At 70.0% G+C, this 22,595-nt stretch carries 18 protein-coding genes, 2 pseudogenes and 1 CRISPR repeat array; of the genes and pseudogenes, 10 read left to right on the top strand and 10 right to left on the bottom strand.

What is annotated here, in order from left to right; translation table 11 throughout:
* Nucleotides 1–13: 13 nt before the first annotated feature.
* From ACUZ2Y_RS30210 to ACUZ2Y_RS30235, 6 genes are read right to left on the bottom strand one after another with little or no spacing between them, the layout of a single operon-like run.
* The gene (locus ACUZ2Y_RS30210; protein WP_476325276.1) at nt 14–1,312 is read right to left on the bottom strand and encodes an alpha/beta fold hydrolase; all 1,299 of its coding nucleotides are present in this window, start codon (nt 1,310–1,312) and stop codon (nt 14–16) included.
* Nucleotides 1,309–2,277 carry an ABC transporter ATP-binding protein gene (locus tag ACUZ2Y_RS30215; protein ID WP_476325278.1) on the bottom strand — a complete coding sequence of 323 codons (969 nt, stop codon included), beginning with the start codon at nt 2,275–2,277 and terminating at the stop codon, nt 1,309–1,311. The genes ACUZ2Y_RS30210 and ACUZ2Y_RS30215 overlap by 4 nt, the downstream gene beginning before the upstream one ends.
* Nucleotides 2,274–3,086 carry an ABC transporter ATP-binding protein gene (locus ACUZ2Y_RS30220; protein ID WP_476325280.1) on the bottom strand — a complete coding sequence of 271 codons (813 nt, stop codon included), beginning with the start codon at nt 3,084–3,086 and terminating at the stop codon, nt 2,274–2,276. The genes ACUZ2Y_RS30215 and ACUZ2Y_RS30220 overlap by 4 nt, the downstream gene beginning before the upstream one ends.
* Nucleotides 3,083–4,075 carry an ABC transporter permease gene (locus ACUZ2Y_RS30225; protein WP_476325282.1) on the bottom strand — a complete coding sequence of 331 codons (993 nt, stop codon included), beginning with the start codon at nt 4,073–4,075 and terminating at the stop codon, nt 3,083–3,085. Before ACUZ2Y_RS30225 ends, ACUZ2Y_RS30220 begins: the two co-directional genes overlap by 4 nt.
* A complete protein-coding gene (locus tag ACUZ2Y_RS30230; RefSeq protein WP_476325284.1) occupies nt 4,072–5,019 on the bottom strand; it encodes an ABC transporter permease in 948 nt (315 codons plus the stop codon). The genes ACUZ2Y_RS30225 and ACUZ2Y_RS30230 overlap by 4 nt, the downstream gene beginning before the upstream one ends.
* Nucleotides 5,016–6,689: an ABC transporter substrate-binding protein gene (locus ACUZ2Y_RS30235; RefSeq protein ID WP_476325286.1), complete on the bottom strand. Its 1,674-nt coding sequence runs from the start codon at nt 6,687–6,689 to the stop codon at nt 5,016–5,018. The genes ACUZ2Y_RS30230 and ACUZ2Y_RS30235 overlap by 4 nt, the downstream gene beginning before the upstream one ends.
* Nucleotides 6,690–6,753: 64 nt before the next feature.
* On the opposite strand from ACUZ2Y_RS30235, the gene ACUZ2Y_RS30240 reads away from it, so the two are divergent.
* Nucleotides 6,754–7,746, top strand: a complete 993-nt coding sequence (locus tag ACUZ2Y_RS30240; RefSeq protein WP_476325288.1) for a LysR family transcriptional regulator — start codon at nt 6,754–6,756, stop codon at nt 7,744–7,746.
* A gap of 412 nt (nt 7,747–8,158) precedes the next feature.
* Here the strand turns inward: ACUZ2Y_RS30240 and ACUZ2Y_RS30245 are convergent, their stop codons facing one another.
* The 3 genes and pseudogenes from ACUZ2Y_RS30245 to ACUZ2Y_RS30255 form a co-directional block, all read right to left on the bottom strand.
* On the bottom strand, nt 8,159–9,271 hold the full coding sequence (locus tag ACUZ2Y_RS30245; RefSeq protein ID WP_476325289.1) for a hypothetical protein: 1,113 nt from the start codon (nt 9,269–9,271) through the stop codon (nt 8,159–8,161).
* 17 nt (nt 9,272–9,288) lie between these two features.
* Entirely contained in the window at nt 9,289–9,483 is a 195-nt protein-coding gene (locus ACUZ2Y_RS30250; RefSeq protein ID WP_476332156.1) for a hypothetical protein, read from the bottom strand.
* A 3-nt stretch (nt 9,484–9,486) separates the two neighbouring features.
* Nucleotides 9,487–9,669 (bottom strand): annotated as a pseudogene (locus tag ACUZ2Y_RS30255) (helix-turn-helix domain-containing protein); the annotation flags it as partial.
* On the opposite strand from ACUZ2Y_RS30255, the gene cas3 reads away from it, so the two are divergent.
* The 8 genes from cas3 to cas2e are packed head-to-tail and all read left to right on the top strand — an operon-like array spanning nt 9,596 to nt 18,662.
* Nucleotides 9,596–12,550, top strand: coding sequence for a CRISPR-associated helicase Cas3' (gene cas3 / locus ACUZ2Y_RS30260; RefSeq protein ID WP_476325291.1), 2,955 nt, complete (start codon nt 9,596–9,598; stop codon nt 12,548–12,550). The pseudogene ACUZ2Y_RS30255 and the gene cas3 sit on opposite strands and share 74 nt — an antisense overlap.
* Nucleotides 12,547–14,187, top strand: a complete 1,641-nt coding sequence (gene casA, locus ACUZ2Y_RS30265; protein ID WP_476325293.1) for a type I-E CRISPR-associated protein Cse1/CasA — start codon at nt 12,547–12,549, stop codon at nt 14,185–14,187. Before cas3 ends, casA begins: the two co-directional genes overlap by 4 nt.
* The gene (gene casB / locus ACUZ2Y_RS30270; RefSeq protein WP_476325295.1) at nt 14,177–14,779 is read left to right on the top strand and encodes a type I-E CRISPR-associated protein Cse2/CasB; all 603 of its coding nucleotides are present in this window, start codon (nt 14,177–14,179) and stop codon (nt 14,777–14,779) included. The genes casA and casB overlap by 11 nt, the downstream gene beginning before the upstream one ends.
* 12 nt (nt 14,780–14,791) lie before the next feature.
* Nucleotides 14,792–15,934: a type I-E CRISPR-associated protein Cas7/Cse4/CasC gene (cas7e, locus tag ACUZ2Y_RS30275; protein ID WP_476325296.1), complete on the top strand. Its 1,143-nt coding sequence runs from the start codon at nt 14,792–14,794 to the stop codon at nt 15,932–15,934.
* On the top strand, nt 15,931–16,653 hold the full coding sequence (cas5e, locus tag ACUZ2Y_RS30280) for a type I-E CRISPR-associated protein Cas5/CasD (RefSeq protein WP_476325298.1): 723 nt from the start codon (nt 15,931–15,933) through the stop codon (nt 16,651–16,653). The genes cas7e and cas5e overlap by 4 nt, the downstream gene beginning before the upstream one ends.
* 2 nt (nt 16,654–16,655) lie before the next feature.
* Complete coding sequence (gene cas6e / locus ACUZ2Y_RS30285; RefSeq protein ID WP_476325300.1) at nt 16,656–17,315, top strand: type I-E CRISPR-associated protein Cas6/Cse3/CasE; 660 nt, start codon at nt 16,656–16,658, stop codon at nt 17,313–17,315.
* A gap of 4 nt (nt 17,316–17,319) precedes the next feature.
* Nucleotides 17,320–18,282 (top strand): type I-E CRISPR-associated endonuclease Cas1e, encoded by a 963-nt coding sequence (gene cas1e / locus ACUZ2Y_RS30290; protein ID WP_476325302.1) that lies wholly within the window; start codon nt 17,320–17,322, stop codon nt 18,280–18,282.
* Nucleotides 18,279–18,662: a type I-E CRISPR-associated endoribonuclease Cas2e gene (cas2e, locus tag ACUZ2Y_RS30295; protein WP_476325304.1), complete on the top strand. Its 384-nt coding sequence runs from the start codon at nt 18,279–18,281 to the stop codon at nt 18,660–18,662. Before cas1e ends, cas2e begins: the two co-directional genes overlap by 4 nt.
* Nucleotides 18,663–18,686: 24 nt before the next feature.
* A CRISPR array of direct repeats spans nt 18,687–20,298; the repeat unit is 28 nt; unit sequence GTCCTCCCCGCGCACGCGGGGCTGTTCC.
* Between the two features lie 270 nt (nt 20,299–20,568).
* Here the strand turns inward: cas2e and ACUZ2Y_RS30300 are convergent.
* Nucleotides 20,569–21,096, bottom strand: a pseudogene (locus tag ACUZ2Y_RS30300) (ATP-binding protein); the annotation flags it as partial.
* A 1,142-nt stretch (nt 21,097–22,238) separates the two neighbouring features.
* Between ACUZ2Y_RS30300 and ACUZ2Y_RS30305 the strand changes: the two are divergent.
* Nucleotides 22,239–22,532 (top strand): hypothetical protein, encoded by a 294-nt coding sequence (locus ACUZ2Y_RS30305; RefSeq protein ID WP_476325306.1) that lies wholly within the window; start codon nt 22,239–22,241, stop codon nt 22,530–22,532.
* Nucleotides 22,533–22,595 lie beyond the last annotated feature (63 nt).

Consider the following 22,595-nt stretch of genomic DNA (forward strand, 5'->3'; position numbering starts at 1 on the left):
TCCTCCATCGGGTTCACACGCGTCCCGCGGTCATGTCGAGCAGGCGGCCGAGCACGCGGTCGTGGGACGCGGTGACCCCGTCGTGCTCCCACTCGTTGGTGATCCACGTTCGCAGCGAGCCCACCTGCCGGGCGGTGGCCAGCGACAGCTCGGTGGGCACGTACATGTCGTCGTGGAAGACGACCGCCGCGACCGGGACCCGGTTGGCCGCCAAGCGGTCCGCGTCGTACAGGTCTGGCCAGTCAGTCCGCTCCGCCATCAGCCGCACCGCGTCGTGGAACGGACGCAGGCCGCGGATCTCGGAGAACATCCAGGGGTAGAACATCTCGCCGGTGAACAACAGCGGGTCCGCGTCGCCCGCGAACTCCGGGAAGTCGGCCATCACCCGCTGCGCCGCCCACGCGGTCGCCTTCCCGCATTGTCCGTAGATCGCCTCCTGCAGCACGGCGAACAGCGGGTTGTCCACGAACCCGGTGAGTGCCATGGCCTGCGCGAGAAATGTCTCCGACGGCTCACCGTCCGGGCCGATCGCCTCGTCGAGCAGCCAGTGCACGCGTTCAGCGCCGTCGCCCATGCCCAGCGCGAACCCGAGCACGCGCAGGCGGCGGGCGGTCATCCGGTCCCCGTCGGGCAGCCGCACGTCGTGGCCGTCGAGCAGGTCGGCCAAGTGCCGCACCAGGTCGCGGTCCTGGGGGTAGCGCTCGTAGTAGGCGTGCACCTTCTCGCGTACGCGCGGATATGTCGCCGCGTAGACGTCCTCCGCGGTGGCGTGCGGGTTCGACAAGCCGCCGGTGACGTGGCAGGCGCGCAGCCCTTCGGGTGCCCGCGAGAGGTAGGTGAGCGTGACGAAGCCGCCGTAGCTCTGGCCCAGGGTCTCCCACGGCCGGTCGCCGCACAGGCGCCCGCGGATCGACTCGGCGTCGGCGACGATCGAGTCGGCGCGGAATAGGGCCAGGTGGTCGGCCAGCGCCTCGGCGGAGTCGAACGCGGCGGCCGAGCGCGCGCTCACCCGGGTGCTGCGGCCGGTGCCGCGCTGGTCGAGCAGCAGCACGCGGTGCGTGGCCAGGGCACGGCTCAGCCAGCCGTTGCCGGTGGGCATCGGCCGGGGCGCCTTGCCGCCCGGCCCGCCCTGCAGGAACAGCAGCCACGGCAGGTCCTCGTGCGCGCGGCCCGGGTCGACCACCTCCCGGGCGAACACGTCGATCGTCGGCCCGGCGGGGTCGCGGTGGTCCAGCGGCACGGGGAACATGTGGTCGGTCACCGCGAGCCCCGGCAGGCGGTAGGACCGGGTCGGGTGTCGATGGCGGGTCATCGGATCCTTTCCTCGGGGAAGTGGCAGGCCACACGGTGGCCCGGGGCGAGCTCGCGCAGCACGGGCCGCTCCTGCGCGCACAGGTCCGCGGCCTTCGGGCACCGGGTGCGGAAGCGGCAGCCGCTGGGCGGGTCCAACGGGCTGGGCAGATCACCGCGCAGCACGATCCGCTCACGGCCGCGCTCGGCGTCCGGGTCGGGCAGCGGCACGGCGGAGAGCAACGCGTGCGTGTAGGGGTGCAGAGCCTGGCCGAACAGCGCGCTCCGATCGGCGGTCTCCACGACGACGCCCAGGTACATCACGGCCACGCGGGTGCTGACCTGCCGCACCGCGCCGAGGTCGTGGGCGATGAAGACGTAGCTCAGACCCAACTCGTCCTGCAGGTCGCACAGCAGGTTGAGGATCTGCGCCTGCACCGAGACGTCCAGCGCGGACACCGGTTCGTCGCACACCACGAGCTTCGGCCGCAGCGCGAGGGCGCGGGCGATGCCGATGCGCTGCGCCTGTCCGCCGGAGAACTCGTGCGGGTAGCGCGCGGCGTGCTCCGGGCGCAGGCCCACGCGCACCAGCAGGTCTTCCACCGACTCGTCCGGGGTCAGTCCCTGGTAGCGGAACGGCGCGGTGAGGACCTGCCGCACGGTGTGCCGGGGGTTGAGTGAGGAGAACGGGTCCTGGAACACGGTCTGCAGATCGCGCCGGAGGACCCGCATGTCCTGCTCGCCCACCTCCGTGAGCTCCCGGCCCGCGAAACGGACCGAGCCGGCGGTGGGCGTGTCCAGCCGGGTGAGCAGCCTGCCGACGGTGGACTTGCCGCAGCCGGACTCACCCACCAGGCCGAGCGTCTCTCCCGCGCCGACGTGCAGGTCGACCCCGTCCACGGCGCTGACCTCGCCGACGTGCCTTCGGGTGAGCCGGTGCCGGACGGGGTAGCGCTTGACCAGTCCCTCGGCTTGCAACAGGGTCACGGTGCCTCCACGGTTGGCAGCCGGTGCGGTAGCGGGCCGTCGACGCGCGGCACGCAGCCGAGCAAGCCCTGGGTGTAGGCGGACGCGGGTTCTCCGAACACGCGCCGCACGGGTCCGGACTCCACGGCGCGCCCGCCGTGCATCACGACGACGTCGTCGGCCAGGCCCGCCACGACGCCCATGTCGTGGGTGATGAGCATGATCGCCGCGCCGGTGCGTTCCCGCAGGTCCCGAAGCAGGTCGAGGATCTGCGCCTGCACGGTGACGTCGAGCGCGGTGGTCGGCTCGTCGGCGACGAGCAGGTCCGGCTCCAGGCACAGCGCCATCGCGATCATCACCCGCTGCCGCATCCCGCCGGAGAACTCGTGCGGGTAGGCGCGGGAACGCCGGTCGGGTTCGGGAATGCCGACCCGCTCCAGCATGTCCACCGCGACCCGGTGCGCGGCGCGCCTGCCTGCCCGCCGGTGCGCCTGGTAGGCCTCCGCGATCTGGAAGCCGACCGGGTAGAACGGGTTCAGGCAGGACAGCGGGTCCTGGAAGATCATCGCGATGCGGTCGCCGCGCAGCAGTCGGCGGTCGCGGCGGCTCAAGGCGGCCAGGTCGCGGCCGTCGAACCGCAGGGAGCCCGAGACCCGGGCGCCGTCGAGCAGCCCGAGCACCGCCAGCGCGGTGACCGACTTGCCGCTGCCGGACTCGCCCACGACGCCGAGCACGCGGCCCGCGTCCACCTCGAGGTCCAGCCCGTCGACCGCGCGCACCCCGGTACCGGGGAAGTCGACGGTCAGGCCGTGCACGGAGAGCAGGCTCATGTGACGGCCCTCACCCTCGGGTCGAGCACCGCGTAGAGCAGGTCCACCACGACGTTGGCGATGACCACGAACGCTGCCGCGAAGAGCGTGACGCCGAGGATCACCGGCTGGTCGGCGCTGTTGATCGCGTCGGCGGCGAGCTTGCCGACGCCCGGCAGCCCGTAGACGGACTCGGTGATCAGCGCGCCACCCAGCAGCGCGCCCACGTCCATCCCAAAGATCGTGACGATCGGCATCAGCGCGGGCCGCAGGGCGTGCCGCCGCACCACCACGGGTTCGGGCAGGCCCTTGGCGCGAGCGGTGCGCACGTAGTTGCGGCTCAGGCTGTCAAGCATCTCGCCGCGGGTGATGCGGGCGTAGATGCCCGCGTAGAGCATCGCGAGCGTGCACCATGGCATGAGCATGGATTGGAACCACCCCACCGGGTCGTCGGTCAGCGCCACCTCGCGCGGATAGGGCAGCAGGCCGAGTCGCACCACGAGCACGTACTGGAGCAGCAGCGCGGTCAGGTAGATGGGCATCGCGACGCCGCCCAGCGCCGCGACCATCGCGGCCCGGTCCCACACCGTGCCCCGGCGCAGCGCCGCGAGGACGCCCGCCGCGCAGCCGACGAGCAGCCACAGCACCGCCGCGCCGAGCGCGATGGACACGCTGATCGGCAGCCGGTCGGTCAACGTGTCCCACACCGGCTGGTTGGTCTGGAAGCTGAAGCCCAGACACGGGAACCCGCACTCGATCGCCTGCGCGCCGTCGCCGTAGGTGCGGCCCGCGAAGATGCCGCCGACGTAAGCGGCGAACTGGACCGGAACCGGCCGGTCGATGCCGAGGGTGGCCCGGATCTGCGCGATCCGCTCGGGGCTGCACGCCTTGCCGCACGCGCCCTGGGCCGGGTCGGCAGGCATCAGGTAGAACACCGCGAAGGTGAGCGCGCAGATCACCAGTAGCACCGCCGCGGCGGCGGCCAGCCTGCGCAGCACATACCAGGTCACCGCGATCCGCTCCTCGGGTCGAGCGCGTCGCGCACGGCGTCGCCGAGCACCGTGAACGCGAGCACCGTGGCGAACAGGAAGCCGCCGGGGATCAGGAAGTAGGCGGGGTCGGCCGCGTACCAGGGCACCGCGGAGGCGATCATCTGGCCCCACGACGGCGTGGGCGGACGGACACCCACGCCGAGGAACGACAGGCCCGCCTCAGTGGCCACGTAGCCGGGGATGGACAGGGTGGCCACCACGAGCACCGGACCGGTGAGATTCGGCAGCACCTCGTGCAGCAGCAGGGCGCGCCGCGACGCGCCCAGACCGCGAGCGGCGTCGACGAACTCGCTGCGCGAGAGCACCATCGCCTGGCCGCGCACGATCCGCGCCACGTAGGGCCAGCCGAACCCGCCGAGCACGACCACCAGCAGCAACTCGCGCTCGACGGCCGGGAGCGCGGAGATCAGCGCGATCATGAAGATGAGGCTGGGGAAGGACATCAGCAGGTCCGCGAGCCTGCCCACGACCGCGTCCGCCGCGCCGCCGAAGAACCCGGCGGCCAAGCCGAGGGCCGTGCCGACCGCCACCGAGACGGCGGTGGCCAGCACGGCGATCAGCAGCGAAACCCGTGCTCCGTAGACGATCCGGGCCAGCACATCGCGGCCGCTGACCGGTTCGACGCCCAGCGGGTGCTCGGCGCTGATCCCACCGAGCGCCCCGCGCGGCAGGCCACCCAGCGCCGGATCCACCGCGTCGCTGCCGAACTCAGTGGGCGAGGTCCCGGTCAGCCACGTGATCAGCGGCGCGGCGAGGGCGAGGAACACCAGCAGCCCGACGACGGCCAGGGCCGCCACCGCGGAACGCCGGTGTAGGACCCGCCGCACCAGCGACGACACCGCGCGCTCGGGGCCCACGGCGACCGCGAGCGGCACCGCGCCGGGGGCGATTCCCGTGCTCATCGACGCAGACCCACGGACACCAGGTCGATCCGGCCGACGAAGCCCACGTGGCCGTAGGCGCCGGTGACGTTCGGACCGACCAGGATCGCCGACTTGTCCCACAGGAACGGCACGACCGGCGCGTCCCCCATGATCTCGCGGGACAGTTCGCCGTAGGCGGTCGTGGCCGCCGCCGGGTCGGTCATCACGGCGATCTGGTCGAACCTGGCGTTGACCTCGGGGGAGTTGTAGCGCGAGCGGTTGTTGTTGCCCTCCGGCGTGATCGTGCGGCCGTCGAACAGCAGTGGCAGGTAGGTCGACGGGCCGGGCCAGTCCGGTGTCCAGCCGTCGATCACGAGGTCGTGCTGCTCGGCGGTGTTGCCGACAGTGCTGTAGTACGCCGATGACGCGATGGCGTTGATCTTCACCTCGATGCCCGCGCGGCCCAGCGACGCCTGCACGGCCTCGCCCATCGCCTTGCCGGTGGTGGTGGCGGGCGTGTCGAGGGTGAGCGAGACGGTCGGCACGCCTGCCTCCGCGAGCAGCGCCTTGGCCTTGGCGGGGTCGCCCTTGCCGTCAGGGGTGGCGAACGGGTCGTGCGGCTGGTGGCCCGCCACGGACGGCGGCAGCAGCGTGGTGGCGAGGTCGCCCGCGATCGGGCCGCCGCGCACCGTGCGCAGCGCGTCCTTGTCCACCGCGTAGGCGATTGCCTGGCGCACCTTCGGGTTGTCCAGCGGCGTTCGGCTGGTGTTGATCGACAGGAATCGGGTGTTGCTGGACTCGCCGACCACGAGCCGGTTCTTCAGCGCGGGGTCGTTGACGACCCGGCCGACGGAGGCCGCGCCGATGGGCTCGACGGCGATCGCGTCGGCGTCGTCGCCCTGACCCGCGATCAACCGCTGGTCGATCACCGCCGGGTCCAGGTTGAGCTCCACGACCACACGGTCGGGCAGCGCCTTGCGCACGCTGTCGGTCTTGGCGTCCCAGTGCGGGTTGCGCACCAGTTCGAGGCGTTTCTTCTGCTCGAACTTCTCGATCCGGTACGGGCCGGAGGAGACGGGCTTGGTGTCATAGGCGACACCCGTGTCCTTGTCCTGCGGGACGGGAGCGAACAGCGGCATCGACGCGGTGGAGCCGAAGTCGGCGACGGAGCGGTTGAGCTTGAACACGACCGTGCGGTCGTCCGGTGTCTCGATGGACGCGAGCCCCTCCGGGTTGCGCTGCGGGCCCTTGTAGGACTCGCCGCCCGCCAACCACGTGCGTCCGTACGGGGGGCCTTCCGGCAGGTCCGGCGAGAACGACCGCTGCACGCCGTACTTGACGTCGCGACTGGTGATCGGCCTGCCATCCTCGAACTTCACCCCTTCCTTGAGGGTGAAGGTCCACGTCTTAGCGCCGTCGCTGGGCCTGCCGGTGTCGGTGGCGAGGTCGGGGACGATCTCGCCCCCCGCCTCGCCCGGCGCGGCCGCGTAGGTGGTCAGCGTCCGGTAGATCAGCCTGCCGAAGTTCTGCGACGAGGTGACGTAGTTGCGCGCCGGATCGAGGTGCTCCAGATCGATGCTGGACAGCACGTGCAGGGTGCCGCCTGCCGTGGCTTCGCTGGGCGGGCCGCCCGCGGTGCCGCAGCCCGCGGCGAGCACCGCCACGGCGACGGCGCCCACCAGGTGTCTGATCATTATGCGGTGTGACATGGGACAGAAGGGTGACGTGCACTGAACGGGCGGGGGAGCTCCCAGCACCCCCTAACATCGCGTTATGGAGCTTGAGGTCCGCCACCTTCGGGTGATCTGCACGATCGCCGAGACCGGGAGCCTGACCCGGGCCGCGGCCGCGCTGCACCTCACCCAGCCGGGGCTGAGCGCGCAGCTGCGGCGCATCGAGGCGATGCTGGGCGGCCAGCTCTTCCAGCGCCTCCCGCAGGGCATCGCGCCGACCCCGTTCGGTGAACTCGTGCTCACCCGCGCCCAAGCGGTCCTGCCGACCTTGGACGAGTTGATGAACACCGCCGCGGTCGCCGCGGGGTCGAGCGGGCAGCGCCAGTTCCGCCTCGGCTCGATCACCGGCCCGCTGGCGGGCAGCCTGATCAGCGCGATCCGCGCGCTGTACCCGCACGCCGACGTCACCTGCCGCGGCCACCACACGCCGCTGCCCCTGGTCAACGACGTCGCCGCGGGCCGCTTGGAGGCCGCGGTCGTCGGCGACAACCCGGGCTACGAGATGACACCGCCGCCAGGGGTGGTCCTGTGCCCCGTGGTCGTGGAGCCGGTGTTCGCCGTGCTGCCGTCCGCGCACCGCCTCGCCGAGCACGAGGAGGTCGACCTGGCCGACCTGCTCGACGAGGACTGGGTGGTGCCGCGACCCGAGGACCGGACGCCGGAGTACTGGTCGCGGGTGGCGCTGGGGACGGGACGGGGGCTCACCGTCCGGTACGAGGCCGAAGGCAGGCTGCTGGTCGACATCGTGCGCCACGGGCACGCGGTGAGCCTGTGCCAGGCCACCTTCGACGAGGTGCCAGGCATCGCGGTGCGCCCCATCGTGGGCAACCCGCTCCGCTACCGCCACATCCTCGCCTGGCACCGCGAAGGACCCCTGGCCGCGGTGGGCCCGACGATCGGCCACCAGGTCGGCAAGTCATACGCCGAGGCCCGCGCACGCAGCCCGATCTACCGCGACTGGTTCGCCCGCCACACCGACGACGGCAGACGAGACGACCCGTTCGGCGACTCAAGCAGCGTGATCCCGCTATAGCGGCCTACCGATTCCAGGTTGGGTAGCGGCGCTGCGTCGGTCGCCTGGATGATTGATTCCAAGGGATCCAGATTCCAAGGGATACAGCAGTCGTGGGCAGTCAATGGTCGTTTCACTGACTGGCTGCCGACCGCGAACGCCTGCGGCACACCAGCACCGTGCCCGCGCCGAGGGCCAGCAGCGGGACGGCGAGCCACGGCGTCCAAGGTGCCCGCGACCGCGGGCGCGGGCGGGCTTGGGGGACTCGGCCACCACGGTCCAGTGTCCAGGGGCAGCGAGGACGGGGCCTCGAACACGCCGGTCTGCTCGGCCACGGAGGTCATCCGCAGCGGCCCGATCCGCGCGGGGTTCGCCCCCGCCGACGCGGGTGGCGGTCATGAAGGCGTAGACCGGTTCGCCTACCGGGTGCCCGTCATTTGTCCACGTCGCGGCCGCGTGGATGCCGCCTGCCCCGTCGCCCGCGTCGCCCACCACGGTGAACTCGATGGGGGCGCCATGGGCGCGCGCCTGTCCGGCGCCGGCCGGGTCCGGCGGTGATCAGCAGGGCTGCGAGAACGCTCACAAGGGCGCGCACGGGTTCTCCAGGGCATTCGTCAGGGAACGGAGTTCGCGCTCGACGAGCCACAGCCCACTGGCCCGCGCGGCGGGTGCGACCGCACGGGCCAGGGCGAGGGCTTCCTCGCGTTGCCCGGCCCGGGCGTGGCAGTCGGCCAGCCGCAGGGTCAGCAGCAGCCTGGTGGGATGCATGTGCTCCGGCCGGCTGTCCAGGGCGGCGCGCGCAGTCCGCCCCACGGCGCACCCGCGCGCGGTCGCCGGTGTGGACGGCGAGGTCACGGTAACCGCCCGCGAGGTTGGCGTGGATGTACGTGCACCCCTCGGCATCGGTGAGCCAGGGCGCCTCCGCCCGGTCCCGTTCGCTGAAGCGGCCCGCCAGCCGCCGCGCGGCTGCGGCGTGCCGTTCGAAGTCCTGCCGGTCCCCGCGCTGTGCGCCGGTACGGGCCAGGTCCAGCCTGCCGTTCACGATGGTCCACGGTCGGGTGCGGTCGGCGGCACGCGCGGCCGCGGCGTAGGCGGTGGCGGAGTCCGGGTCCCACTCGAGGCGGGCGAGCAGGCTCATCGTGCACAGGATGCGGCAGAACGCGGCGGTGTTCCCCGTGCCGGTGGCCCACCGCGCACCCCGTTGCAACCAGGCCATGGCGGTGCTGTTCTGGCCCACCTCGAGCCGAAACCGCCCGGCCGATTCGGCGTAGTCGGCGGCGACGTGGAGCAGGGCCATGCGTTCGCGCCTGCCCGCCATGGCCGCGTCGGCGAGCAGGCCGCGCGCCATCTGCTCCACCGGGGCCAGCAGCGCGTGGGTCGTGAGGAGTTCCATGCCCGCGCGCCGGTAGAGCGCCAGCCAGCCGAGGTAGCCGTGCACACCCGGCGAGGCCCCCGCTGTTTCGGCCTCAACCGCGGCGTCGAGGCACTGGTCAGCGCAGTCCCCGTCGGCGTGCAGCGGGCAGACCAGTCCGAACGGGACGCTCACCAGGCTGCGCCAGATGCTCAGGACAAGCGGTCGCCTGCAGGCGGGTCCGCACCGGGCAGCGGCACGGGTGCGTCGGCCTCGGTGTCCGGTTCGTCGAGGCCGGTTGAGAACGCGCCTGAGGTGTGCTGCCCGAGTATTGCCAGGGCCAGGCCGGTCAGCTCGCCGCCCGCGTCCAGCACGTGGTCGATCTCGTTCGCCACCGCGAGGGACACCGGCCGCTGTCCGTGTTCCAGGCGGCTGATGAACGTTCCGTCGTACTTCAGTCGGGCCGCGAGCTGCGCCTGGGTGAGGCTGACTCGTATGGTGCGGTGATCGCTCTCCTTGGTGGTGTCGCCACCACGACACCACCAAGGGAGTGGTTGGCCCGACGACAAGCGATCTCCGGAGGATTGTCTCAAGGCAGCGAGGGCCGGTCGGCGGTCGGGCTTTACACCCGTTCGGGTGGATGGTGTGGGTGCGTGGAAACGCTCGCGGTGGTTCCAGAGATGTTGTGTAGGCCGATCGGATTGGAGCTTGTTGGTGGGGGATGGGCTGTGGCGTTGGGTGTGGGCGAAGTCGGAGAGGGATGACGGGCTGCGTCTGACGGGGTGGCTGCCTCTGTTTCAGCATCTTGATGATTCTGCTGGTGTGGCGGGTTTGTTGGTTGATGAGTGGTTGTCGGCGCAGGTGTTGGCGCGGTTGTGTCGTGAGGTCGGTGATGTCGCTGATGTGCGGTTGTTGGCGGTGTGGTTGACCTCTGTGCACGATGTCGGGAAGGCGTCTCCCGCTTTTGCCGTGCAGGTGCCGGTGTTGGCGGATCGGATGGGCCGCAACGGGTTTGTGGTGAATCCGCGTGTGGTTGATGATCCGTCTCGGTCGTTGGTCGGGCATGCCTTGGTGGGGCAGTTGGCGGTGCAGTCCTGGTTGGCTGATGAGTTGGGCTTCGGTTTCCGTGGCCTCGCGAAGCAGCTTGGGTCCATTGTGGGCAGTCATCATGGTGTTCCGCCCGGTTCTGGGGATGTTGCTTTCGCGCTCGGGCGAACGGATCTGGTTGGTACGGGGGAGTGGGAGCGGCAGCGGGTCGCGTTGTTGGAGCGGGCGGCTGACCGGGTGGGTGGCCGTGATGTGTTGGCGCGGTTTCATGGTTTGCGGTTGAGTGTTCCGGCGCAGGCGTTGTTGACCGCGATCGTGATCGCCGCGGATTGGATCGCGTCGAATTCGGAGTTCTTCCCGCTGGTTGACGCGGCTTCGCTGGACGAGCTTCCGGTGCCGGACGATGCGACCACGGCGGCAAGGCTGCGCGATGGGTGGGCGGCGGTGAATTTGCCGTCGCGGTGGCGGCCCCAGACGGGGCGATCGTCTGTGGGGGAGTTGTTCGCGGCGCGGTTCGCGAAGCCGGGTGCGGTCGCTCGCGATGTGCAGGTCGCGGCGGTGGACGCGGCGCGGCGGATGGTGGCGCCGGGGTTGATGGTGGTCGAGGCGCCGATGGGGTCGGGTAAGACCGAGGCCGCGTTGTTGGCCGCGGAGATTTTGGCTGAGCGGACGGGTGCCGACGGGTGTTTCGTGGCGTTGCCGACGCAGGCGACGACGGATGCGATGTTCTCCCGTGTGCATGACTGGTTGCGGCGGCTCCCCGGGACCGCGAACAGTTCGGTGTCGTTGGTGCATGGCAAGGCGAGGTTGAACGAGGAGTTCGACGGTCTGGTCCGCAAAGGGCGGTTCGCGTCGGTGGGCGATGGTGACGGTGATTGTGGTGTGGCCGCGCATCAGTGGTTGTCGGGTCGTAAGAAGTCGGTGCTGGCGTCGTTTGTGGTCGGCACGATCGACCAGGTGTTGTTCGCGGGGTTGAAGTCGCGGCATGTGATGCTGCGGCATCTGGGGTTGGCGGGCAAGGTCGTGGTGATCGACGAGGTGCACGCCTACGACGTCTACATGTCCCGCTACCTGTGCCGGGTGCTGCATTGGCTGGGTGCCTACGGGGTGCCGGTGGTGGTGTTGTCGGCGACGTTGCCCGACGCGCGCCGCGCGGAGTTGGTGGCCGCCTACGACAGCGGCAGCGGCAACCAGACGACAACCGCGGCGGGATATCCGGTGGTGACCGCGACGGGGGTGGCGCCCGTGGTGCTGCCGTTGCCGCCAGTCGCAGCGCCGGTCACCCTCGACCGACTCTCGGATGATGTCGAGGACCTGGTCGCCTATCTGCGGACGCAGCTGCGGGAGGGTGGCTGCGCGGTGGTGGTGCGCAACACCGTGACCCGAGTGCAGGAAACCGCTGCCCGGTTGGCGGAGGTCTTCGGGGTCGACGCGGTGACGATCAATCACGCCCGTTTCCTGTCCTGCGACCGCTCCGAGCGCGACCGGCAGCTGCTGGCCCGGTTCGGGCCGGACGGTGCTCGCCCGGACCTGCACATCGTGGTGGCCTCCCAGGTGGTGGAGCAGTCCCTCGATGTCGACTTCGACCTGATGGTCACCGATCTGGCGCCGATGGACCTGTTGTTGCAGCGCATGGGCCGCCTGCACCGCCACGACCGCCTCCGGCCGGGTCCGTTGGCGCGGGCGCGGTGCGCGGTCACCGGTGTGCGGGACTGGTCGGCGGCCCCGGTCAGGCCGGTGCGGCCGTCGACGTTCGTTTACGAGGAGAACGCGCTGCTGCGCGCCGCCGCACTGATCACCGGCTGCGACGAAGTGCGGATGCCGCACGACATCGCCGATCTGGTGGGCCGCGCCTACGACGGCTCGGACATCGCGCCACCGGGGTGGGAGGAGGCGATGGCGACCGCGGCGGTGAAGGCGGAGAAGAACGCGGCGGCCCGTGTTGTCGCGGCGTCGGCGTTCCTGCTCGACGTGGCCAACAAGCCCGGTTCGCTGGTGGGCTGGTTGCGCGCTGGGGTCGGTGACGCCGACGACGACGCGCGCGGCGCCGCCCAGGTCCGTGACGGCGCGGACTCACTGGAGGTCGTCGTGGTGCAGAGCGACGGCGACGGGGGCCTGTTGGTGCCCGTGTGGGTGAAGGGCGGCGGGGCCCAGGTTCCGCTCGACGAGATGGTTCCGTGGGCGCAGGCGAAGACTCTGGCCGCGTGCACGCTGCGGTTGCCGCTGGCGCTGAGCCACGAGGGCGTGGTCGAGAAGGTGATCCAAGAGTTGGAGAAGCGGCACCGCTACACCAGTTTCACCCTCAACCCGTTGCTGAAAGGCCAGTTGGTGCTCGAATTCGACGCGGACCTGACCACCGACCTGCACGGCTACACCCTCATCTACGACCTGCACCACGGCCTGAACCATCGGAAGACCGCCGCGTGAGCACCCTGTCGTTCGATCTGCTGACCGAGCCGTGGCTTCCGGTGCTCGACGTCGACGGCGCGCCGCGCGAGTTGTCGCTGCTGGAGGTTTTCGGCCAGGCGCACCGGTTGCGTGGGGTCACCGGCGACCTGCCGACGCAGGAGTTCGCGCTCACCCGGCTTCTGCTCGCGATCCTGCACCGAGCGGTACGGGGCCCGCGCGATGTGGACGCCTGGTGCGATCTGTGGGCGGCACCCGCGTTGCCGGTGGGGCAGATCGTGGCTTACCTCGACCGGTGGCGGGGGCACTTCGACCTGCTGCATCCGCGCACCCCGTTCCTGCAGGTGGCCGATCTGCGCACGGCCAAGGGCGAGGTGTCGGACCTGGCGAGGCTGATCGCCGATGTCCCCAACGGGCACAAGTTCTTCACCACCCGCCACGGAACCCTGTCCCTCGGGCCGGCGGAGGCGGCGCGGTGGGTGGTGCACTGCCACGCCTACGACCCTTCGGGCATCAAGTCCGGCGCGGTGGGTGACGAGCGGGTCAAGGGCGGCAAGGGCTACCCGATCGGCACCGGGTGGTGCGGCTACCTCGGTGGTGTGCTCATCGAGGGGCAGACGTTGCGGGAAACGTTGCTCCTCAATCTGGTCGCCCATGACCAGTTGCACAACTACGACCCGGAGACTGACCTGCCCCAGTGGGAACGTGGCCAGGCGAGCGCCGTGGAACGTGACGGTGGGCAGCCGGTGCCGCGGGGCCTGGTGGACCTGTTCACCTGGCAGAGCCGCCGCATCCGTCTCGTCGTCGACCGTGACCGGGTCACCGGGGTGTTGATCTGCAACGGCGACCGGATCGCCCCGCAGAACATGCACACAGTGGAGACCCACAGCGGGTGGCGGCGAAGCAAAGCCCAGGAGACCAAGCGCCGTGAGGCCTTGGTGTACATGCCCGCTGAGCACGCCCCCGAGCGCATGATCTGGCGCGGGCTGGCCGCCATGATCCCCCAGGCGGCGACCGGCACCACGCAACGCGGCGAGGCCGCGGCGCGGGTGCGCCCCGCTGTCATGGAATGGCTCAGCGCGCTGGCCATCGACAAGGCCATCCCGGAGGACCTGCTCCTGCGCGTGCACGTGCACGGCATGACCTATGGGCCGCAGAGTTCCACCACCACGGAGGTCGTCGACGACGCTCTCGCGCTGCGCAGCGTGTTGATGAGTACCGCGGCGGAGCACCTGATCGCCGCGGTGCTCGACAGCGTCACCGCCGCGGAGAAGGCCGCCGCCGCTGTGGGCGGACTGGCGGCGAACCTTGCGATTGCCTCGGGGGAAAAGGGAAAGAGCAAGGGGGACGCGGCTCGGACACGTGCGCTGGAGTCCGCCTATGACGTGCTCGACCCCCATTTCCGGCAGTGGCTGTCCGGGCTCACGGCCGAGACCGACGCCTTCGACTGCCAGGTCTCCTGGCACCGCACGGCTTACCGGCTGATCCGCCGCCTCGGCGACGACCTGCACGCCGCGGCGCCACCGACCGCGTGGACGGGGCACGTCGACGGCGAGCGGCTGATCACCTCAACCCACGCGCACATGTGGTTCACCGGCAACCTCGCCGACGCGCTCCCGTACGCCAAGGAACCTGTGAAGGACGACGATGAGCAGTAACCCGCTGTCGGTCGCCGACATCGTGCGTGCCCGCGTGAACGAGTTGCAGCACGGCTACCTGAACAACCGCCCGGCGAGCGTGGCCGACATCGCCCGGCTCCGCCGCGGACTCGGCAAGCCCGCGGGGACCGTGCTCGACATCCTCGCCCTGACCCACGACTCGACGTTCGTGCATGACCCGGACGACGACACCGCCACCGCGTCGGAGAACGCCTCGCACCTGGCGATGACCCTCTACGCCTCCCACCAGCAATCCCAACGGCGACCCATGCACAAGGTCGGTGTCCGGTTCGGACAAGCCGTGCGCCACCTGGTCCCCGACCAGGCGCAGACCGCCGCACCGGACAACGCCGTGGTGCGCCGCTTCGCCATGATCGGCACCGCCACGGACCTCGACGAACTCACCCACCACCTGCGCGGGATCGTTCAACTCCTGCGCTCCGAGCAGATCCCGCTCGACTACGCCCAACTCGCCGCCGACCTCGTGCACGTGCAGTCCCCGGCGACCGCCGGCGCGGTGCGGCTGCAGTGGGGCCGCGCCTTCCACTTCCCACCCAAGAAGTCCGCCGACCAGGCTCCCGCCGAGAACTAGAAGGACCACACCGTGCCGCGCACCATCCTCGATCTGCACATCATCCAGACCGTCCCGCCGAGCAACCTCAACCGCGACGACACCGGCAGCCCCAAGACCGCCGTCTACGGGGGCGTGCGTCGCGCCCGGGTGTCCAGTCAGGCGTGGAAACGCGCCACCCGTGACGCGTTCACCGGACTGCTCGATTCCAGCGAACTCGGTGTGCGCACCAAGCGGGTCATCGAGATGCTCGCCGAGGAGATCACGCGCCGCGAACCCGCGCTGGCCGACCGCGCCGAGAGCTTGGCGGCCGATCTGTTCAAGGCCGCCGGGTTCGAGGCGAAGAAGCCCCGGGAGAAGAAGGGCCAAGACCCCGGCCCCGCCGAAGCCGGGTACCTGTTCTTCCTGTCGCGCCGCCAGGTCGAGAACCTCGCGGAGTTGGCCGTCACCACTGCCGCGGAGGGCGAGGTGGTGAAGTTCGACAAGAACGAGGTCCGGGCCCGCGCCAACCGCGACCACTCGGTGGACGTGTCGCTGTTCGGGCGGATGGTCGCCGAGGCCACCGACCTCAACGTCGAGGCCGCCTGCCAGGTCGCGCACGCGTTGAGCGTGCACGCGGTCACCAACGAGTACGACTACTTCACCGCGGTCGACGACCACAAGAAGGCCGACGCCGAAGAAGACGCGGGCGCCGGGATGCTCGGCACCGTCGAGTTCAACTCCTCCACCCTTTACCGCTACGCCACCGTCGACGTCGACGGTCTGCACGACAACCTGGGCGACGCGGATGCGACCCGGCGTGCGGTGGAGGCGTTCGTGCGGGCGTTCGTCACCAGCATGCCCACCGGCAAGCAGAACACCTTCGCCAACCGCACCCTCCCGGACGCGGTCCTCGTCCTCGCCCGCGAGACCCAGTCGGTCAACCTCGTCGGCGCCTACGAAGACCCCGTCGCCGACGGCGAGAAAGGTGGCCGCATCCCGGCCACCATCGCCCGCCTGGCCACCCACGCCGGCGAGCTGCACGAGGCGTTCGACGAGACCCCGCTCGCCGCGTGGGTGTTCGGCGCGGGGCAGCGGGTCGACCTTCTCGCCGATCTCGCTGAGCGCACCAGCCTCGGCGGTGCCGTCACCGCCGTCGGTGACCTGGTCGCGCAGCGACTGGCGGTCGCCCCGTGAGTACTCTGCTGCTGCGCCTGGCCGCGCCTTTGCAGTCCTGGGGCACCAGCAGCCGCTTCACCCGTCGCACCACCGGGCGGGCTCCCAGCAAGAGCGGCATCATCGGGTTGCTCGCCTGCGCCCAAGGCCGCCGCCGGGTCGACCCGATCAGCGACCTGCTCGACTTGCGTGTCGGTGTCCGCGTCGACCAGCCAGGGCAGCTCGAGCGCGACTTCCAGACCGCCCGCACCCGCGATGGCGCTGAAGCCATGCCTTTGTCCGACCGGTTCTACCTCGCCGACGCGGTCTTCACCGCCGCGATCGACGGCCCCGACGACCTCATCGACGGGTTGCGCGCCGCCCTGCTGCGCCCGGCGTTCCCGCTGTTCCTCGGGCGCCGCTCCTGCCCACCCGCCGGGCGACTCGTCCTCGGCGTACTCGACGAACCCATGCCCACCGCGCTGCACACCATCGGCTGGCAAGCCTCACCCCGCGTCGCCGACGCCCACCGCGAACCCACCGTCACCCTCGACATCGCCCGCGACCTCCTCCCCGGCGACCCCGCGGACCTCAAGCGTGTCAGCGAACGCGACAACCCCGTCAGCTTCGACCCCACCCACCGGCACTACACGTGGCGCAGCGTCGTCCACACCCACACCACCATCGCCAACCCCCGGTTCACCGGACCCGCCACAGGTGGCAGCGACATGCACGATCCCATGGCCGCCCTCGGAGCCTGACCATGCACCTGACCCGATTCGAGATCAACCCCGCCCGCCGCGGCGCCCGCGACCTGCTCGCCTCACCCCAACGGCTGCACGCCGCCGTCCTCGCCGGATTCCCCAACCACCAACGTGACGCCACCGACACCGGCCGCGTCCTCTGGCGCGTCGACCACAGTCCCAACCAAACCCTGCTTTACGTCCTGAGCCCTCACCAACCCGACTTCACCCATCTCGTCGAACAAGCCGGCTGGCCCTCCACCCACATCTGGCTCACCCGCCCCTATACCGGCCTGCTCGACCAACTCGCCAAAAGCCAACGTTGGGCGTTCCGCCTCACCGCCAACCCCACCCGCAGCCCCCGCCCCGACAATGCGACCAGGGGCAAACGACTCGGCCACGTCACCACCGCCCAACAAACCCAATGGTTGCTCGACCGCGCCGAACGCCACGGCTTCACCATCGCCCCAGCACTCCACGACACCCTCGACATCGCCGTCACCCGACGCCACACCTGGAAGTTCGACCGCGGCCCCGCGACCATCACCCTCGCCACCGCCGTGTTCGAAGGCCAGCTCGAAATCACCGACCCCGATGCGCTGCGCGCCGCCCTCACCCACGGCATCGGCCCAGCCAAGAGCTACGGCTGCGGCCTGCTCACCCTCGCCCCCCTCGGCTGACACCATGCCCGAAATCCCAGGTGCCCGACCGGTCCCCATCTCCCACCTGACCCGCGCCCAAGACCGGCTCACCTTCATCTACCTCGAACACTGCGTCATCCACCGCGACGCCAACGCCATCACCGCCCGAGACGCCCGCGGCACCATCCACATTCCCGCCGCCCCCCTCGGCGCCCTGCTCCTCGGCCCCGGCACCAACGTCAGCCACCAAGCCATGACCCTGCTCGCCGAAAGCGGCTCCACCGCCGTCTGGGTCGGCGAACACGGTGTGCGCTACTACGCCCACGGACGCACCCTCACCGGTTCATCGAGGCTCCTCGAACGCCAGGCCGAACTCGTCAGCAATCGGACCAGCCGCCTGCGCGTCGCCCGCGCCATGTACGCCGTGCGCTTCCCCGGCGAAGACATCAACGGCCTCACCATGCAACAACTCCGCGGCCGCGAAGGCGCCCGCGTCCGCCGCATCTACCGCACCCACGCCGCTCGCACCGGCCTGGAGTGGGAACGCCGCGACTACGACCCCGGCGACTTCACCGCCGGCACCCCCATCAACCAAGCACTTTCCGCCGCCAACACCAGCCTCTACGGTGTCGTGCACGCCGTCATAGTCGCCCTCGGCTGCGCCCCCGGCCTCGGATTCGTCCACACCGGACACTCGCGATCATTCGTCTACGACATCGCCGACCTCTACAAGACCGACATCTCCATCCCCATCGCCTTCGACATCACAGCCCGCCAAGTCACCGACATCGGAGCCGAAACCCGCCGCGCAGTCCGCGACCACATGAAGAGCGGACACTTCCTCGAAACCTGCGTCCGCGACATCAAAACCCTCCTCGCCGACGCCGAAGAACCCATCGAATACGGCCCAGAAGCCTTCGAAGACCCCGACATCGTCATGCTCTGGGACGACAACGGCCGCACCGTCGCCGCCGGAACCGCCTACGAAGACGACGACCTCACATGACCATCATCGTCATCGCCGCCTGCCCCACCGGCCTACGCGGCCACCTCACCCGCTGGCTCCTCGAAATCGCCCCCGGCGTGTTCGTCGGCAAACCCACCCACCGCGTCCGCGCACTCATGTGGCAACGCGTCACCGACATGGCCAAAACCGGCCGCGCGATCATGGTCCACACAGCCGACAACGAACAAGGACTCGACTTCCACGTCCACAACCACACCTGGACCCCCATCGACCACGAAGGCATCAACCTCATCCTGCGGCCGAACACACCTCAAACCTCCAACTCGACCCCACCCAAGACCGGGTGGAGCAACGCCAGCCAACGCCGCCGAAACCGCCAACCCATCCACAACAAAGTAAACAAAAACAACGACACCTAACCGCAAACCAGCAGGTCAACAAGTGTCCTCCCCGCGCACGCGGGGCTGTTCCTTGACCGACCGAATGGACAAGGCAGAGGCGAAAGTCCTCCCCGCGCACGCGGGGCTGTTCCCCGTTGCCCCAGCACATAACCCTTGAGCAGGGCGTCCTCCCCGCGCACGCGGGGCTGTTCCCCGCTCGACCGTTACGAACGCCCCCACTCTCCTGTCCTCCCCGCGCACGCGGGGCTGTTCCCCAGGCGTACGAGATTTACCGGAAAGTGCAAAAAGTCCTCCCCGCGCACGCGGGGCTGTTCCCGACTTGGCGCCGACGATGGTCAGCAGCGCGAGGTCCTCCCCGCGCACGCGGGGCTGATCGGCATCGACTCGCTCGTGCGGAACCTCGTCCTCCCCGCGCACGCGGGGCTGTTCCACCAACGATCCCACCCCACTGAACTCCGCCGCGGTCCTCCCCGCGCACGCGGGGCTGTTCCCCGCACGGTCCTCCGGATTGGTGAGGAACCCGCGTCCTCCCCGCGCACGCGGGGCTGTTCCCAGGACATTGCCGCTGACGTGGAAAACATCCGTGTCCTCCCCGCGCACGCGGGGCTGTTCCCCTCATCACTCAAGTTGTGCAGGTCATCGCGACGTCCTCCCCGCGCACGCGGGGCTGTTCCACATGCGAAGCACCTTGTACACCCATGTCCACGTGTCCTCCCCGCGCACGCGGGGCTGTTCCCCACTGCCGCGTCCAGAGCTTGTCCGCGCGGCTGTCCTCCCCGCGCACGCGGGGCTGTTCCCTGCACGAAGCCCAACGCCTGCCGCTCCAGGCCGTCCTCCCCGCGCACGCGGGGCTGTTCCGCCGAAGGACATCCCGGTGATGTTCTTGTTGCGGTCCTCCCCGCGCACGCGGGGCTGTTCCGCCCACCGACCTCATCCGCGCGCACCTGGCCAAGTCCTCCCCGCGCACGCGGGGCTGTTCCGCGCGCTCGATCATTCCGTGAATCTTGTCGATCGTCCTCCCCTCGCACGCGGGGCTGTTCCCTGCCCGGCATGCGCCGGTGGCGGCCTGGTGAAGTCCTCCCCGCGCACGCGGGGCTGTTCCCTCAACTGGACCTGCGTGTGCGACATGCAGCGCGTCCTCCCCGCGCACGCGGGGCTGTTCCCGCGTGGAGTCGCCGATGTAGCCGTCCACGTCGGTCCTCCCCACGCACGCGGGGCTGTTCCCGTGAGCGGGAGCGCGCACACCTGCACGAGCCCGTCCTCCCCGCGCACGCGGGGCTGTTCCCTGGGCGTCGGCCGGGGACAGCGAGACCTTCGCCGTCCTCCCCGCGCACGCGGGGCTGTTCCCCGACTCTGGTTCCTCCGCAACGGGAACCACCTGTCCTCCCCGCGCACGCGGGGCTGTTCCGAACGCGACCGGGGTCCCGTACGAGAACGTGACGTCCTCCCCGCGCACGCGGGGCTGTTCCCGACGTGACGGTGACCCGAGTTGACGGCGCGACGTCCTCCCCGCGCACGCGGGGCTGTTTCCCCCGTCGTGCTCGACGGGCTTCCCGATCCTGTCGTCCTCCCCGCGCACGCGGGGCTGTTCCCCTTACGCGGCGGTATTATCGCCACGCAAGCTAGTCCTCCCCGCGCACGCGGGGCTGTTCCGCTCTTGAGAAGTCCGAACGGACTCTCACTCTCGTCCTCCCCGCGCGGGCTGTTCCCAAGTGGCTCGCGCAGCTCGGCACCACGATGCGCGTCCTCCCCGCGCACGCAGGGCTGTTCCCATGTCGACGAGGTACTGCGGAACGACCAGGCCGTCCTCCCCGCGCACGCGGGGCTGTTCCCAAGCGGGAGCAGGTCCGCCAGTTGGGCAACGGGTCTGTCAACGGCAGTCGAATCCTGGCTCTGTCCCAGATTCGGTGATCGTCGTCAGTTGCAGCGGATAGCGGCCCAGCTTCGTCAACTCGGGTTGCCGCCGGCCGGCGTGGTGTGCCTCGGCCAGGCGGGCGACCCACTCGGCGGCGGTGGCGAAGGCCACCCGATGTCCGGCCTGACACGCCCGGGCGGCCAGCCCGATCGCGAGGTGGGTCTTGCCGGTGCCTGGCGGACCCAGAAACACCACATTCTCTTGCGCGGCAAAGAAATCCAGGGTGCCGAGATGGGCGATGGTGTCGCGTTTGAGGCTGCGGGCGTGGTCGAAATTGAACTCCTCCAACGACTTGCGGGCAGGGAACCGGGCGGCCCGGATACGGCCCTCGCCGCCGTGTGCCTCGCGGGCGGAGACCTCGCGCTGCAGGCAGTCGACCAAATATTCCTCGTGTGTCCAGGACTCCGAGCGGGCTCGCCCGGCCAACCGGCCGACCGACTCGCGCAGGGTGGGCGCCTTCAATGCGCGGGTCAGGAACGCCACTTCCGCCCACCGTCGGCGCTTAGATCGCTTGCACTTCTCGCGCTGAAGGCGCACACCGTTGGGCTCATGCGGGCGTACCTGCCCACGAGCCACTGCCGACTTTCCTTGCCCACGGTCTTGGCAGAGTTGAAGGACTCCGATGACGCGGTCGCGGCGACGTTCGAGGCCCTCGACGTCCAGCGCCTGTTGACGGTCGCAGCCATCACCGTTGAGAACGCTCGTCAACATCGGCTACGCGATCAAGTGGGACGGGTGGCGGTAGGACCACTTGCTGAACCGTCGAGTAAGGCATGGTCTCCGAGAAGCAACAGGAGTAGGATGACAAGGTGGCCACTAGGTTTCGCGACGATACATCCCTTCTGCTGCAGTAGGTTGCGGCTGCAGGAGCGAGTCTCACACTGCACGTGCTGGAGCAAAACTGGAGCACAGCAAGGAGTTGAACGTCGTGGAACTGCACGCAACGGCGTTGAACGGCAGGCAATCGCACTGGATATCCTGGGGCACTTGGGTTTCCGCAGGTCAGAGTCCTTTGTGGATCACACTGGCAGTGTGAGGGTCAGGGGTTCGAGTCCCCTCAGCTCCACAAGTGAATTGCTTTCAATATCGCCCGCTGACCTGTGTGAACAGGTTCGGCGGGCGATCTTGTGTGTACGTCCCAAGTGGACAGTGGGACACCAAACTGGAGAAAACCGGAGAATCAATTTTCTGGGCTCGAAATAGGGTCACAGATTTTCTCCAGAATTGGTGGTCCGTGCGGGTGATCCTGACCGCAAATCTTTGGGATCGCCGCTGACCAGCGCTGACGCGGCCGTCGGCCACAGGGCCTGCGACCGACGGGTTCGTACGCGCGTGTGGGCACGGTGGGGCCGCGGGGATGTGGGTCAGCTTGGCTGGTGCCGGGGTGGTTGGCATCCGGGGAACCTGCTCTTGTCGGACCTGATCCGGTGTCGATCATGGGCGATGAGACCTCTCGTCGCCGCCACGTCCGAGGTGCCGGGGCCGTTGGTCAATCACCGCCGACCTCGCTGACCAGCACGCGGCCCGCCGCTGTAGCCGATCAGATCGGCGAGGTAGACGTGTTGGTCGCCGCGGCGGGCGGGGCACGCGCTCCTGTCGGCTGGCCCCGACCGGGCGGACGGGCTGGCGGGCGGCATGGCACTGGACGGAGAACTTCCGCCTTAACACCCCTCACCGCCGTGCTGCTCACCGAGGCTCTGGCTACCCGCGCAAGAGTGGTGCTCGTGAGCTCGATCGCCGCGTATCTCGCCTCCACGATCCGCTGGTTGGCTTCCCCCATGGCCGGTCAGATCACGAGGCAGATCATCCAGCCAACGGAGGCGCCGAGCGCGGAAGGTGAGAAACGTGTGGTGGAACGTGCCTGGGCGGCGTCCCCCGAGTTGAAAGGGCTGACGGCGAAGGCTCCACGTCGGGACGGCCACGGCGGACGAAGTGCAGCACCACCCAGACTCGGTCGCGCCGAGACCGAGTGACGTCGTGGATGGCGGTGTGCCGGGAGTGGCCGTCTATTCGGTGATTGGTCCGCTCCGGTGAAT

This window comes from Actinokineospora sp. UV203, from assembly GCF_056323665.1.

Bases quoted from the DNA above. Each gene is read 5' to 3' on its own strand.
- ACUZ2Y_RS30210 (WP_476325276.1), bottom strand. From the start codon at position 1,312: ATGACCCGCCATCGACACCCGACCCGGTCCTACCGCCTGCCGGGGCTC.
- ACUZ2Y_RS30220 (WP_476325280.1), bottom strand. From the start codon at position 3,086: ATGAGCCTGCTCTCCGTGCACGGCCTGACCGTCGACTTCCCCGGTACC.
- ACUZ2Y_RS30230 (WP_476325284.1), bottom strand. From the start codon at position 5,019: ATGAGCACGGGAATCGCCCCCGGCGCGGTGCCGCTCGCGGTCGCCGTG.
- ACUZ2Y_RS30235 (WP_476325286.1), bottom strand. From the start codon at position 6,689: ATGTCACACCGCATAATGATCAGACACCTGGTGGGCGCCGTCGCCGTG.
- ACUZ2Y_RS30240 (WP_476325288.1), top strand. From the start codon at position 6,754: ATGGAGCTTGAGGTCCGCCACCTTCGGGTGATCTGCACGATCGCCGAG.
- casB (WP_476325295.1), top strand. From the start codon at position 14,177: ATGAGCAGTAACCCGCTGTCGGTCGCCGACATCGTGCGTGCCCGCGTG.
- cas6e (WP_476325300.1), top strand. From the start codon at position 16,656: ATGCACCTGACCCGATTCGAGATCAACCCCGCCCGCCGCGGCGCCCGC.
- cas1e (WP_476325302.1), top strand. From the start codon at position 17,320: ATGCCCGAAATCCCAGGTGCCCGACCGGTCCCCATCTCCCACCTGACC.
- cas2e (WP_476325304.1), top strand. From the start codon at position 18,279: ATGACCATCATCGTCATCGCCGCCTGCCCCACCGGCCTACGCGGCCAC.